This window comes from Klebsiella sp. 10-1, from assembly GCF_009758445.1.
GTDB classification, from domain to species: domain Bacteria; phylum Pseudomonadota; class Gammaproteobacteria; order Enterobacterales; family Enterobacteriaceae; genus Klebsiella; species Klebsiella scottii.
The window spans coordinates 196,526-210,053 of record NZ_WQRE01000006.1 but is presented as its reverse complement, the minus strand read 5'-3'; the positions used below and the strand labels follow the sequence as shown (position 1 = coordinate 210,053).

Below are 13,528 nucleotides of genomic sequence, written 5' to 3'. Positions count from 1 at the left end.
TGAACCGGGCGGTGCCCGTCATTAATGAGGAGACAGTATGATATCGACGGAATCTACGCTGTATGTGGCAATTTCGCTATTGGGGGCGATATCAACGCATGCCATCGCTGACGATGCAGCAGCCCCGCCTGACTCGCTAACCGTCGGGCTGGGCGGTCAGTTTAGCCCCCGATACAGCGGCTCGAACAAACAGGTGTGGCACCCGGTGCCGGTACTCCAGGGGCGCAAGGGGGCCTTCTTTGTTGATAGCCAAAAAGGGATCGGCTACGACCTGCAAAACGAGGACGGCCTGTATCTGGAGCATACGCTTAGCTACGATCCAGGGCGCGCGGAAAAAAACTCCGGCTGGCGGGACGGTGCCAACAATCTGAAAGGCATGGGGAACATTGATGCGACTCTCAATACCGCATTTGCCGTCGGCTGGGCGGCCACATCATGGCTGGTGTTAGAGACGAAAGCAGCGCTCCCGCTCACCGGGAGCCAGGGGGTAAAATATCAAACGTCGGTTATGCTCATTCCCCTCCAGAACTCACAGGATGTCGTTGCTTTTCAGTCTGCCGCCCTGTTTGGCGATAATCGATATATGAATACCTTTTATGGCGTCAGTCAGCAGCAGAGCCTGCGCTCCGGGTACCCGCGTTTTTCGGCGCCCGGCGGATTTTATGGCATTGACAGCAGCCTGACGTGGAGCCATCAATTTGATGAACATTGGGGAACGGCGCTTAGCGCAGGGTATAGCTGGCTTGGCGACCATGCTACCGCTAGCCCGATAGTCCTACGCCGCAATGAAGGTTCTGCGACTATGGCCGTCAGCTGGACATTTTAACTATCTTGCCCGCGGAGTGAACAATAACCGCCAACTCTTCGACCCGGCAGCATAATAAGCGCGGATATCTCTTCCGGCTTATTATCGCGCGGAATAGCGCGGCTCCAGCCAGGGCGGTTTGAGCACACCAGAACGGCAAGCCTTAAAGCGCCTGCGCCAGACGGCGAATTCCCTCCTCGAGGGTCTCGGGCGAATGGTTGGCAAACCCCAGCAAAACCCCCTCCCGCTGCATCGGCCGCTGGCAGTAGCGCGCAAACGTCTGCACCCCCATTCCTAGCTGGCGGGCTTTATCCACCACGTACTTCGCCGTCAGGCCGCCGTGCAGCCAGCACACCAGATGCACGCCAGAATCCGTCGGATGAACGGTCATTTTCTCCGGCAAATAGCGTTCAACGGCGGAGGCCAGCGCCAGCTTACGTTCATAGCAGGCTTTACGCACCCGGCGAACGTGGCTGGCGTAGTGGCCCTCCTCGATAAAACGGGCCAGGACCGCCTGTTCAAGATAGCCGCTGCACAGATCGGAGAAGTATTTAGTCGTGGCAAACTGTTCGCGTAAATGGCCCGGAACGACCAGGAAACCGAGGCGAAACTCCGGGTACATCATCTTCGAGAACGTTCCGGCATAGATGACCCGGTTATGCTTATCCAGCCCCTGCAGGGCCTGCAATGAACGCGCGGCGTAGCGAAATTCGCTATTGTAATCGTCTTCGAAGATCCACGCCTGCCGGGACTCGGCCCACTCCAGCAGGGCGAGCCTGCGCGCGAGGCTAAGGGTTCCGCACAGCGGAAACTGGTGCGAGGGAGCGGTATAGGCCAGCCGGGCATGGGGATAATGCGTTATTCCGTCGTCAACATCCATTCCCTGACTATCGACTCTCACCGGCCTGATCGTTGCCCCTACCGAGGCGAAAGCGCCGCGCGCGCCGTTATAGCCGGGATCGTCGAGCCACACCTCATCCCCGCGTGAAAGCAGCGAACGCGCGGTGATATCCAGCGCCTGCTGGATACCGTTGACGATAATCACGCGATCTTCGCTGCAGTTAACCCCTCGCGTCGACTGAATATACTGGCATATCACCCGCCGCAGAGGTTGATAACCATTGGGGCTGGCATGGAGGCCGATCTCGCGGCGCGACTGCCGCCAGACCCGCCCCAGCAGGCGGCCCCATAAATCATAGGGGAAGAGGTCGGTGCAGCCGACCCCCACGGCAAAAAGGCGGTTTGCTGCGCCCCCGGCCTGACTTTCTGACCACAGAGGCCGCAGCGCGGTGATGTCCGGATTAAGCGCCCCGACCGACGGCGGATCGTCATCCCGCCCGGCGCCCGCGCTGTCCGTATGGATGAGCCAGTCGGGGATATGCGTGACGACAAACGTCCCCGCCCCCTCCCGCGTGACCAGATAGCCCTCATCGCTCAGCCGCTCAAAGCCGGCAATGACCGAGTTACGCGCGATCCCCATCACTTCGGCCAACGCGCGGCTGGAGGGGATTTTTGCGCCCGCCGGCAGGCGGCCGTCGAGGATGGCGCGGCGGATAGCATGATAGACCTGATCCTTGATGGTCCCGCTATGCAACAACAGCTCCTGAAACAGAGGAGAAACGGCTTTTTTCACAGGTGCCCGCGACCTTTGCAGTAAAAGTGGTTCCTGTAAATATACAAAAAGTGTGTCTTACCTGGAACCAAAATTCCACCTAACATCAGCGACGTAGAGACAATCAGGTCATGAAACAATAAGGAAAAGAGATGCATAGAGCAGAAATGAGCCGCGATTCAGACAATATCACTGTCGCCATCGTCGCCGAAGATGATTACCCGCAGTGGCTCCCGTTATGGAAAAACTATCAGACGTTCTATCGCGTCGATATCCCGGAAAGTACGACCCGACTGACGTGGAACCGTTTCTTCAATCCCATCGAGCCGGTGTACTGCGCCGTCGCCAAAGAGAACGGAACCGTTGTCGGGCTGGTACACTACCTGTTTCACCGCTCGACCTGGGCCGACACGGATTACTGCTATCTGGAAGACCTGTTTGTCAGCGCCGACGTGCGCGGCCAACAGATCGGCAAACGGCTGATCGAGTACGTTCAGCGGCAGGCGCGAAAGCGGCACTGCGCCCACCTTTACTGGCACACTCATGAAACGAACCTGCGCGGGCAGCGGCTTTACGACTGGATCGCCAACAAAAGCGGGATGATCGAATACCGTATGCCAATCCGCTAGCGCCGGGCGGAATTAGCGGCGGTGGCTTCAGCTCGGCCGGAAACCCCATCATTAAAGCCCGGCGGCACGCCGGGCAGAGAGTGAGCGCAGCACCTTCGCCGCGAACCACAAACGATTGTCCGCCTCTGCTACCGGGCGGGATATTTCGCAAACTGCGGCAACCCCTCAAGCTCCCGGGAAATCGCCTGCAGGCGGGGATAGCCGCTGGCATTGACCACCTCTGGAATCATCATCTGAATGAACCCCCACACCACGGCGCCGGTAATGGCGACCTGGTCCAGCTTTGCCGCGTTGACCTGACGATGCCGCCATCCGGCCTCCCATGCGGCGCAATCCGCCAGCAGCTGCCGGGTGATGCGATCTATCCACGGCTGGTGCCTTTTTTCCTCCGGCCGCAGCCGATGCTCGTAGACGTGCTGCACCGCTTTCTCACTCGCCGCCAGGGCCAGCCCGAGCAGGCGGCTATCCTCCGCCAGCGCCGCAATATCCGCGGGCAGCAGCCTGGAAGCGTCATCCACCTGCGCTTCGAGATAGTGCAATATCAGCGTGGAATCCATTAACACCGTGCCATCGTCCAGCAGCAGCGTCGGGGCCTTAACCGCCGGATTCAGCTCGGCAAAGGCCGCATAGTCGCTAAACACGGAGAGCGGCTGGTGTTCAAAAGCCAGACCGTAAGCCGCCAGCGATATCGCCACGCGCCGTACATAGGGTGAATCCAACATGCCAATTAGCTTCATTACGACTCCTCATTAATTTGTGGGTGCATACGTTGCGCGGCAGCGGACGCGCGTGCCCGGAGAGTTTCCCTCAAACGCCAGCCGGAACTAAGATAAACATGGAATACCGCTCCGTTCAGGGTAAAGTAAGCGACTCTCAGTGTGATAGCGGCAGTCTCAAATGCCGGGCTTCACGGCCTGATGATTGGCAAAGGCATGAACACCGTACCCGCTAAGGTCAGAGGACCTCGGGCCAGGATTTATTCCCTCGCGCAGACTGGTACCCATTAGTCCGATCCAACAAGGAAATATATGCTGACCACACTGATCTACCGGAGTCAGTTAGCTCCCACCTGGCGGCCGAACGGCCTGAGCAATCTTGTCAGCCGGGCACGACAGAAAAACACAAACCTCCACGTCACGGGTATCCTGATTTTTAGTGGTTCCCAGTTTTTTCAGGTTCTGGAGGGAGATGAGCAGGTGGTCGATGCGCTTTTCGACCAAATTCGCAACGATCCGCGCCACACCGACGTGGTGGAGCTGATGCGCGATTACTCTGCCTACCGGCGGTTTCGCGATATCGGTATGCACCTGTTTGATTTGCAGCTAAAGAAGCCGGGAGCGTTGACGGAAGAGATCCTCCATTTGGGCGAGTTCCGAAACGCTCTCTCTCCGGATGACCGGATGTTCAAGTTTATCAAGGCCTTTATCGCTCACGGCGGGCGCTATATCCTGCCGAAAGCATTAAACCCCGCGCTGTGGACGATGGAAAGCCGGGGGGCGCCCTCGCGCTGCTCGTCGCCGGGATTATCGTCCGGCCAGCCCTGCCAGTTTGCGCTTCAGCCGATTGTAGAGCCGGAAAGCGGCCATATCTCATCGTTTGAGGCGCTGATCCGCAGTCCATCAGGCGGCTCGCCGGTGGAGATGTTCTCCTCCGTCCCGGAAAAGAAGCGCTACGATTTCGACCTCGAAACCAAGGCCTACGCCTTTTCGCTTGCGGGCAGCATTAATCTCGGGGAGCAGCGGCTGGCGGTTAATCTGCTGCCGGGCTCGCTATATAATCGTTCGGGCTCGGTGGCGTTTTTACTGGATAAAATCCGCGACGCCGGGCTGAAGCCAGAGCAAATTATAATAGAAGTCACGGAAACCGAGGTTATCTCCGGTTTTACCGAGTTTCAGCAGGTGCTGAAGGATATCCGCGTGGCCGGCATGAGCCTGGCCATTGACGATTTTGGCGCCGGCTATTCCGGGCTCTCGCTCCTGACCCGCTTCCAGCCGAATAAAATCAAGATCGATGCCGAACTGGTGCGCAATATTCATATGAGCGGAGCGAAGCAGGCGATTGTGGTGTCCATTGTCAGATGCTGCGAAGACCTCGGGATCACCGTCGTCGCCGAGGGCGTGGAGAGCATTGCGGAGTGGTGCTGGCTGCACGCCATCGGAATTCGTCTTTTCCAGGGCTTTTTATTTTCGCGGCCCCAGCTGAACGGCGTAGGAGAAGTCCGCTGGCCGGTAAGACTCCCCGGCAAAGGGTTGCCAACGGCCGAACTGACGCCATAACCGGCGAGAAGCATCCGCTCTCGCGCCGTCATCAGCGCGCCTTTTTTCAGCGACGGAGGCAAGATAATCCCTTGCCTCTTTTCTGATGATAAAAGGCTCACACTACGGGCGATCTTTCGCCGCGCGGAATATGGCAGGCTCGGGAGCGGTCACCCTGAACGTGTCGCGTAATACCTGCGGGATCTCGTCCCCGGAGAGCATCCGCTGCCGCGTCTCCTGGCCGCGGATCGTCTTAAGCGCGCGGCCGGAGAGAATGCTTCTGCCGTCAGGGTGGTGTAATACGACCACTAACTGCCTGACGAATATGGTCTCCGGATGGGTTGAATTCAGATAGTTGGCGGGCTCAAAATCGATCAGCTCGTGGCGGGAGAGATCGAAGCTATATTGGCTGTGCCAGCCGTTATCCACCCGCGCCTGCAGCGTATACACGCCGGCAGAATCGAGGCTGAGACGGAAGGTATCCGGGCTCTGCCGCTGCTCAGTATCAAGAATAGCGAGGTCGACGGGCGCCCGGATGCCATAATGGCCAAACCCGAGATCGCACAGCCAGCGCCTGCCGCCGACAAAAGCAATCACCACCATATGCGTCCGCGGCCGACGGGCTGGATAGAACATAGGGCGCGCGGCGGCAAACTGGTAGGGAACCCCCAGCGCGTCAAGCGCCATAGCAAACAGCGCGTTGACTTCGTAACAATATCCGCCCCGCTGCCGGCCGATCAGTTTTTCTACAATATCTTCCGGGACCAGCGAGACGCCTTTCCCGTCCCGCACGTCAATATTCTCAAACGGGATTGAAAACAGCTGTTTCTGCATTATTTCATACAGCGTGGCGGCATCCGCTGCCGGCGAACCGTGATAATCAATACGCTGAAAATAGGCGGCGAGGTCAAAATTTTTAGCTTTCATAGCAATCTCCGTGTCTTCGTCATCTGCAGCCGAGAATAGCGTTGCGGGCGCTAAGCGGATATATTCAGATTTATTGAAAACCAGCCTGTACAGATCCCATGCTTCCCCGCTATCAGCGCATTGCTCTTTCGCTTCGACAGGCCATTATTGCCGGCGCGCTGCATCCCGGCGACCGTCTGCTTTCGGTACGCAAGCTGGCTGAACGTGAACAGGTCAGCATCCCTACGGCTCAGGAAGCCTTGCGTTTTCTGGAAGCCGAAGGCCTGATCGTCGCCCGCCCGCGCTCCGGGTACTATGTCAGCCTCGCCCCGCCCGTGGCCTCTTCCAGCGCCGTCCCCAACGCCGCTCCGGTCTCGGTGGATATGTCGACCCTGGCCAGAACGCTGTTTAGCCGCCAGGAGAGCCGCCTTATTCCGCCGGGCGCCGCGCAGCCCGATCCGGCCTGGCTGCCGGCGGCCAGGCTGCAGCGGGTCCTGCAGTCCGCAAGCCGGCGCCTGGAAGCCTACGGACAGACCTACAGCATGCCGCCGGGAAGGTCCGATCTGCGTTATCAGATAGCCCGCAGGGCCGTTCAGTGGGGCGCGACCTTTGGCCCCGACGAACTGATCGTGACCGCCGGCGCCACCCAGGCCGTACGTCTGGCGCTGCAGGCCGTCTGCGTTGCCGGCGATGTTGTGGCGATTGAACGTCCTGCCTGGTTTGGCGCACTACTTCTTCTGGAGTCAATGGGCCTCAAAGCGCTGGAAATCACCACCGATCCTCAGGAAGGCATCTCCCTTACGGCGCTGAATGAGGCCATCATAAAGTATCGTCCAGCGGCGGTGCTGGTCTCCCCCAGCGCACAGAATCCCACGGGCGCCGTGATGCCGGTAGCGGCCAAAAGGGAGCTGGTCGCGATGCTGGAGAGACACGACGTCCCGCTGATTGAAGATGACGTCTACGGCGATCTGGCCGGGGATGCCGTTCGTCCGCCGGCCTGTAAGGCATTTGATCGCAGCGGCTCCGTTCTCTACTGCTCCTCGGTGTCGAAAGCCCTGACGCCAGGCTGGCGCACCGGTTGGATTGCGCCGGGCCACTACTATGAAGAGGTGATGAAAATTCGGCTGGCAAGCGACTGGGCGGGCTCGCCGCTAACGGAGGCGGCGGTAAGCGATTTTATGTCCCGAGGGGACTACGATCGCCACCTTTTACGGCTGAAGAGCCGGATCCAAAAAAGCGTCGATATCATATCCCGCACGGTCGCGGCTCACTTTCCCGAACCGACCCGGGTCGTTATCCCTCAGGCCGGATTTCTGATGTGGCTGGAGCTGCCTAAAACAATTAATGCGCTCGACGTGCACCGCGCCGCGCTCGAAGCCGGAATTGGCGTGAGTCCGGGACAGCTTTTTTCACCACGGCAGGATATGGCCCATTGTCTCCGGCTGAATTGTGCCTGCGAACCGACGCCGCAGCTGCTGGCGGCGGTAATAGAGCTTGGCGCAATTTGTCGGCATGCGGAGAATAAAAATCAATAGCGGTTGGGGGCGGCATTTATAGGCCGTGATGCAAAATATTTGATGCCGGGCGTTGAGCAAAAAAGGCGTTCACTCCAGCCATCGCGGTTACCCGTAGACAGGCAGCCTGCTGTTCAGAACGCCCCCTGCTGCCGCTACATCAAGGGGCTTACTGCCGGAGGGCTAAAAGATTAACCCGATGCCGGTTTACTCGCTCTCTTCGAGAGCATCCTGAATAGCGTCAGCTAAGGAGGAAACCTCCTGCGCCACGTTGCGCAGATCCATCTGGCTGCGGATCCCTGCATTCGCGGTTGATGAAGAGACGGCTGCTTTCGAGATTTCTAAGGCGGCCTGGACGGCAAGGAGTCGTTTCTTCTCTTCTGCCGTGGCATCATTACCAAAATATTCTTCTAACATCCTTTCATCCCTATGAGCGTTTGTGGAGCCCCATAATAGCACAGGAAACCGGCGGCATTATATGAACGGCAGGAAGTCGATGCCCTCCTCCTTTAAAGATTGCCGCACCGCCGGTCGCGCAAGCACCCGCCGGTACCAGGCGGCAATATTTTTATATTCCGTCAGGTTAATATCGAGGTTATAAACCGATATCAGCCAGTCCGCTTTCGCCCAGCCGACCAGCGCAAACAAATACCCATCGGCAATGGAGAAGCGCGCTCCGGTAATATATTTTTTATCCGCCAGCTGCTGGTTGATCCACGCAAAACGAGAAAGTAATTTCTGTCGCGCAATATCGATATAAGCTCCGCCGAGCTCGGTATAAAAGAGTGGAATAAACGCTTTATGAATTTCGCTATTGAAAAAAACCAGCCACTCCTCAAGACGATAGCGTGCGATAGTTCCGCTGGCGGGAGCCAGCCCGGCCTCGGGCGCTAAATCAGCGATATATTGAATGAGCGTGACGCCCTCGCGGAATATGTCACCCTGCGCGGTCTCTAATACCGGGACATAGCCCAGCGGATTAATATCATAATAGTTTTGTCCGCCGCCGTAGGTATGCGTTTTGGTATCGACGCGGATAAGTTCAAAATCAAGGCCAGCTTCACGCAAAGCAATATGGGGAGAAAGAGAGCAGCTGCCCGGGGAATAATATAGTTTCATTCTGTAATACCCTCGCCGTTTAAGTATGTCGGGAGGTTAACAAAGTTGGTTGATACTTTAAAGAAGGCACATTATTGTAGGGTAGGTACATAAATTATACTGAGAATTAAAATGAAGGACGTTATCTCCGGCTGTTCCGTCGAAGTCGCGATGAACCTTATCGGCGGCCGCTGGCGTTTGCTTATTGTGTCGTACCTGCTGGAAAGGCCGAAAAGATTCAGCGACCTCCGTCGGGATATACCCGCAATCTCTCAGCGGATGCTCACCATGGATCTCAGGGCGTTAGAAGAGGCGGGCGTCGTGCAGCGTACCGTTTATCCCGAAGTGCCGGTTAAGGTTGTTTACAATCTGACGGAGGACGGTCTCAGGCTGGTTAAAGTTGTCGAGGTCGTTCAGGAGCTGGGGCTGTGGCTGAAACAGAAGCAGGGTTCCGCGCATAGCTGACGGGCTCGTTTTCATCGCCGGCCCCCCTCCTCATCGATAAGAGATGGCCGGCGCAGCGCTTCTGTCAAAGCAGCTGCTCTTCTCCCTGACGCAGCGTCAGAACTTCAAAGCCGGTGTCGGTCACCGCAATGGTGTGTTCCCACTGCGCCGAAAGCTTCTTGTCGCGGGTCACCACCGTCCAGCCATCTTTCTTGAGCTTAGTTTTGCTGCCGCCCTGATTGACCATCGGCTCGATGGTAAAGACCATTCCCTCGCGCAAAACGACCCCTTCGCCGGGTTTACCATAGTGCAGCACCTGCGGGTCCTCATGCATCTCTTTGCCCACGCCGTGGCCGCAGTACTCCCTGACGACGCTGTAGCCATTTTTTTCCACATGGGATTGAATCGCATGGCCGATATCGCCCAGCGTGGCGCCGGGCTTCACGACCTTGATTCCCTTCCACATCGCTTCATAGGTCGTTTTCACCAGCCGGCGGGCCAGCGGAGAAACGTCGCCGATCAGGTACATTTTGCTGGAGTCCGCGATCAGCCCGCCCTTCTCAAGGGTAATATCGACGTTAACAATCGCCCCCGATTTCAGGTGCTCCGTCTCCTTCGGCATCCCGTGGCACACGACCTCATTGATGGACGTATTCAGCACATAGGGAAAATCATATTGTCCCTTGCTGGCCGGGCGGGAATGCAGCTGGTTGACGATGAAATCCTCGGCGCGATTGTTAATCTCCATTGTGGTCACGCCCGGCTGAATAAACTCGTCCAGCATCGCAAAAACGGCGGCTAGCAGTTCGCCGGCATGGCGCTGCAGGGCGAGCTCTTCGGCGGTTTTAATGGGAATTGATTGCATTAATCACCTCCAGCAGACGATCGGACCCTGACTTAAGCATCAGCAGCTTAATCTGTTGGTGGTTCAGCTCGGGATAGAGCTCGCTCAGCATACCCACGCGGATCCAATATTCGGCCTGGGCGTTCACCGACCGCGACATGGCCCGGCTGGCATCGCGGATATCGTCATGCAGCAGATCTGAAATTTTTACGATCCCCATATATATATACCGTTATAAAACATATACGCATCGTATACTTTCTGGCGCCTGAAGTCACGCGGTACGGCGCTGCCGTCAACGTCGAAAACGGTCGGACGGAAGACCGACATCCCCCGCCACTGCATAAACCATACAAAACATAAATGGGATAACTGTCACATTTTTAGTGTAGGGTACTAAAAATTGAATTGACCGCCAGGATAGCCATAAAGTGAAGACCTCGCTCGCGTTCCCGCTGCTGACCCTTTTCGTGGGGCTTATCGTCAGCGCTTTGTTTAACTCTTCGTCATCCCATCGCGGGCGCAGTCAATGCCAGTGGTCCGATAGCGTGATGCTGACCTGCCTGAGCAAACAGCATGGCGCAGTCGGGCGCATAAATCCCCTGGTCAAGCGCGTCAATATTTTACGATAACCGGAAGCTCCGGCCTCTGCGGCCGCGACCGTCCGCCTGACCGTCGTCTCCACAGCATTTTATGCTGGGTTAAAAACTATGGCCCGGGAAGGTCGGCGCACCGCCCCCTCCAGAAACAGAGCATTTATTCCAGAAACAGGATAATAAACGCTCAATCAGCAGAGTTAAATAAAATACGGCCCGGCGAGATGGACAAAACGCAGGCAAAAAAAAACCGCCAGTGAAATGGCGGTAAATAAATGCTTGCATGGATAGATTGTGTTTTGCATTGTACGCAAAGTAAGAGTCCATCTTTCTTTACGCCTGCCGCGCACTTTAGCATCCCCTACTTCAATGAAGATTAAACCAACCCGGCTTAAAGCTTTTCCACCAGCGTTTTTAGCTCCGCGATCAGCGGATCGCGGGCGGGCTCTGCGCCGTACGCCCAGGTCGACTGGCGTACAATCAGCGTGGTCGGCAGGAGTTCACGAATGCGCAGCTGCGGCGCCGCCATCTGCTCAGCCAGCAGCTCCACGGCCCTTTTACCCAGCAGATCGAAATCCTGCGCGACGGTGGTTAGCGGCGGCTGGAAGTAGAGGCTATCGGCGGTATCGTCGTAGCCGGTCACCGAGATGGCGCTGCTGCCGGTGCGGTTAAGCTGCGCCAGCGCGCTGAGCACCCCCAGCGCCATCTGATCGTTGGCCACCACAATGGCGCTGATCCGCGGCTGAAGATGCAGCAGCTCAAAAGTCTTTTGCCAGCCGCTGGCCGCGCTCCAGTCGCCGAAGACCGTCACCGCCCTGCTGATGCCCAGACGATGCAGCGCCTCGCGCCAGCTGCCGAGGCGCATGCGCGCAGAAACAGAGCTTTCCGGCCCCGCCAGCAGGCCAAATTCCCGATGCCCTGATTCCCAAAGATGACGCACGCAGGCGCCGCAGCCATCGCGATGATCGAACCGCACGCAGGAAACGTCCGTTTCAGGAGAGACGTCGAGAAACAGGCAGGAGATATCGGGATTCTCGGCGGCCAGGCGCTCGGCGGTGCTGCTCTCCAGCGGCAGGCTCACGATGGCCCCGCGAATATGCTGGGCGCGGAACTCATCCAGCCGCGCCTGCAGCGACGAATAGTCGGTCTGCTCCGGCATCGCGATCGACACCTCCAGCCGGTGCATTCCGGCATGACGCTTCACCGCCGCGGCAATTTGCGATGGCGCATGCAGCGTCAACGACGCGGTGATCAGCCCTATGGACGGCGCCGCCTTCCCCGCCAGCAGCTGGGCGGAGCGGTTAGGCACATAGTGCAGCGCCTGCATCGCGCGAATCACCTTATCGCGGGTGCGTTCAGAGACCACGTCCGGATTATTCAGCACCCGGGAAACCGTCTGCTGAGACACCCCGGCCTCTTTAGCCACATCATCTAAGGTTGCCGAACGCCGCTGCATGCTCATCTCCTGGTCGCCAAAATTGAGTCCGAATATGTTAAATGTCTTACGCTAACATTTTATGTCTAATTCACGACAAAAATCAGCTCTAATTCCGGCATTTCGTGATCGTTAATGGGTTTCATTTCCAACAATATTGCGGCATAAGAAAAAATATCTGATAACACGTTCATTCTTGTCTAGCGAATGACATTTCCTTCACTTATCCGTCAGGTATGCGTATGCAACAACACGACTCAACCGCCGCCCGCTCTCCGCTGTTCCACGAAGTGCTGGCCCGTGAAGATTGGCAAAACCAGACCATTACTCAGCTTAACCGCTTAGCGGCTCACCCGACGTTTGCCAGCTGGCGAAGCATCGCCGACGCGCGCGATAACCTGCCCGGCGATCGCCGTCGTCTGCTGGACGGACGGTGGCAGTTTTCCTACGCCCGCAGCCCGTTTGCCGTTGACGCCAGCTGGATCGACGACGATCTGCCGGACAGCCGCAGCACCCCGGTTCCCTCAAACTGGCAAATGGAAGGCTACGACGCGCCGATCTATACCAACGTCCGCTATCCTATCGACACCACACCACCGCGCGTGCCGGAAGACAACCCGACGGGCTGCTACTCGCTGACCTTTACCGTTGATCCGCAGTGGCTAGCGGAAGGCCAGACCCAGGCGATCTTCGACGGCGTCAACTCGGCCTTCCACCTGTGGTGCAACGGCGCGTGGGTCGGCTACTCCCAGGACAGCCGTCTTCCTGCCGCTTTTGACCTCTCGCCGCACCTGCGGCCCGGCGATAACCGCCTGTGCGTGATGGTGATGCGCTGGAGCGCCGGAAGCTGGCTGGAAGATCAGGATATGTGGCGCATGAGCGGCATTTTCCGTTCGGTGTGGCTGCTCAACAAGCCCCATCAGCACCTGAGCGACGTCCAGCTGACCCCACGGCTGGACGCGCTGTACCGCGACGGCGAGCTGGCCGTGGATCTGACCATTGCCGCGCCTGCCGGGGAGCTCGAGGCGCTGATCGCCGAAGTCAGCCTGTGGGAAGGAGATAAACAGGTTGCCAACATCCGCCAGCGCCCCGGCTCGCCGGCCATCGACGAACGCGGTAACTATGCCGAACGGGCCAGCCTGACCCTGGCGGTCGAGCGCCCGTCGCTGTGGAGCGCCGAAACGCCGCACTGCTACCGCGCGGTCGTCTCGCTGTGGCACGGCGATCGGCTGATTGAGGCTGAAGCCTGGGACATCGGTTTTCGCCGGGTCGAGATCGACAACGGGCTTTTGCTGCTTAACGGCAAACCGCTGCTGATCCGCGGCGTTAACCGCCATGAGCACCATCATCAGCGCGGCCAGGTGGTGACCGAAGAGGATATGCTGCAGGA

15 protein-coding genes are annotated in these 13,528 nt (G+C 58.0%); 7 read left to right on the top strand and 8 right to left on the bottom strand.

The window, feature by feature from the left end:
* Positions 1-37 precede the first annotated feature (37 nt).
* The gene (locus tag GO007_RS20925; protein ID WP_095103322.1) at positions 38-826 is read left to right on the top strand and encodes a MipA/OmpV family protein; all 789 of its coding nucleotides are present in this window, start codon (positions 38-40) and stop codon (positions 824-826) included.
* A gap of 142 nt (positions 827-968) precedes the next feature.
* Here the strand turns inward: GO007_RS20925 and pdxR are convergent, their stop codons facing one another.
* Positions 969-2,438 (bottom strand): MocR-like pyridoxine biosynthesis transcription factor PdxR, encoded by a 1,470-nt coding sequence (gene pdxR / locus GO007_RS20920; RefSeq protein ID WP_095103321.1) that lies wholly within the window; start codon positions 2,436-2,438, stop codon positions 969-971.
* Positions 2,439-2,584: 146 nt separating this feature from the next.
* Here pdxR and GO007_RS20915 point away from each other — a divergent pair, with 146 nt between their 5' ends.
* Positions 2,585-3,046, top strand: coding sequence for a GNAT family N-acetyltransferase (locus GO007_RS20915; RefSeq protein WP_095103320.1), 462 nt, complete (start codon positions 2,585-2,587; stop codon positions 3,044-3,046).
* A gap of 128 nt (positions 3,047-3,174) precedes the next feature.
* Here the strand turns inward: GO007_RS20915 and GO007_RS20910 are convergent, their stop codons facing one another.
* Positions 3,175-3,783: a glutathione S-transferase gene (locus tag GO007_RS20910; RefSeq protein WP_095103319.1), complete on the bottom strand. Its 609-nt coding sequence runs from the start codon at positions 3,781-3,783 to the stop codon at positions 3,175-3,177.
* A 291-nt stretch (positions 3,784-4,074) separates the two neighbouring features.
* Between GO007_RS20910 and GO007_RS20905 the strand changes: the two genes are divergently transcribed.
* Positions 4,075-5,322, top strand: coding sequence for a diguanylate phosphodiesterase (locus GO007_RS20905; protein WP_095103317.1), 1,248 nt, complete (start codon positions 4,075-4,077; stop codon positions 5,320-5,322).
* A gap of 102 nt (positions 5,323-5,424) precedes the next feature.
* Here GO007_RS20905 and GO007_RS20900 read toward each other — a convergent pair whose 3' ends face one another.
* Positions 5,425-6,228 (bottom strand): arylamine N-acetyltransferase family protein, encoded by an 804-nt coding sequence (locus tag GO007_RS20900; RefSeq protein ID WP_095103315.1) that lies wholly within the window; start codon positions 6,226-6,228, stop codon positions 5,425-5,427.
* Positions 6,229-6,326: 98 nt separating this feature from the next.
* On the opposite strand from GO007_RS20900, the gene GO007_RS20895 reads away from it, so the two are divergent.
* Positions 6,327-7,742 carry an aminotransferase-like domain-containing protein gene (locus GO007_RS20895; protein WP_095103313.1) on the top strand — a complete coding sequence of 472 codons (1,416 nt, stop codon included), beginning with the start codon at positions 6,327-6,329 and terminating at the stop codon, positions 7,740-7,742.
* A 186-nt stretch (positions 7,743-7,928) separates the two neighbouring features.
* On the opposite strand, the gene GO007_RS20890 is transcribed toward GO007_RS20895, so the two are convergent.
* Both GO007_RS20890 and gstA read right to left on the bottom strand, forming a co-directional pair.
* Positions 7,929-8,138: a hypothetical protein gene (locus GO007_RS20890; RefSeq protein ID WP_095103311.1), complete on the bottom strand. Its 210-nt coding sequence runs from the start codon at positions 8,136-8,138 to the stop codon at positions 7,929-7,931.
* Between the two features lie 57 nt (positions 8,139-8,195).
* Entirely contained in the window at positions 8,196-8,840 is a 645-nt protein-coding gene (gene gstA, locus GO007_RS20885) for a glutathione transferase GstA (protein WP_095103309.1), read from the bottom strand.
* A gap of 111 nt (positions 8,841-8,951) precedes the next feature.
* Here gstA and GO007_RS20880 point away from each other — a divergent pair, with 111 nt between their 5' ends.
* A complete protein-coding gene (locus tag GO007_RS20880) occupies positions 8,952-9,284 on the top strand; it encodes a winged helix-turn-helix transcriptional regulator (protein WP_095103307.1) in 333 nt (110 codons plus the stop codon).
* Between the two features lie 64 nt (positions 9,285-9,348).
* On the opposite strand, the gene map is transcribed toward GO007_RS20880, so the two are convergent.
* Together map and GO007_RS20870 are read right to left on the bottom strand one after the other, a co-directional pair.
* Positions 9,349-10,128 carry a type I methionyl aminopeptidase gene (gene map / locus GO007_RS20875; RefSeq protein ID WP_095103304.1) on the bottom strand — a complete coding sequence of 260 codons (780 nt, stop codon included), beginning with the start codon at positions 10,126-10,128 and terminating at the stop codon, positions 9,349-9,351.
* Entirely contained in the window at positions 10,109-10,327 is a 219-nt protein-coding gene (locus GO007_RS20870) for a ParD-like family protein (RefSeq protein ID WP_095103302.1), read from the bottom strand. Before GO007_RS20870 ends, map begins: the two co-directional genes overlap by 20 nt.
* Positions 10,328-10,538: 211 nt before the next feature.
* Between GO007_RS20870 and GO007_RS20865 the strand changes: the two genes are divergently transcribed.
* Positions 10,539-10,739 (top strand): hypothetical protein, encoded by a 201-nt coding sequence (locus GO007_RS20865; protein WP_095103300.1) that lies wholly within the window; start codon positions 10,539-10,541, stop codon positions 10,737-10,739.
* Between the two features lie 355 nt (positions 10,740-11,094).
* Here GO007_RS20865 and GO007_RS20860 read toward each other — a convergent pair whose 3' ends face one another.
* Positions 11,095-12,159 carry a LacI family DNA-binding transcriptional regulator gene (locus tag GO007_RS20860; RefSeq protein WP_095103298.1) on the bottom strand — a complete coding sequence of 355 codons (1,065 nt, stop codon included), beginning with the start codon at positions 12,157-12,159 and terminating at the stop codon, positions 11,095-11,097.
* A gap of 221 nt (positions 12,160-12,380) precedes the next feature.
* On the opposite strand from GO007_RS20860, the gene GO007_RS29235 reads away from it, so the two are divergent.
* A partial coding sequence (locus GO007_RS29235) for a sugar-binding domain-containing protein (RefSeq protein WP_286141860.1) occupies positions 12,381-13,528 on the top strand: 1,148 nt, incomplete at its 3' end.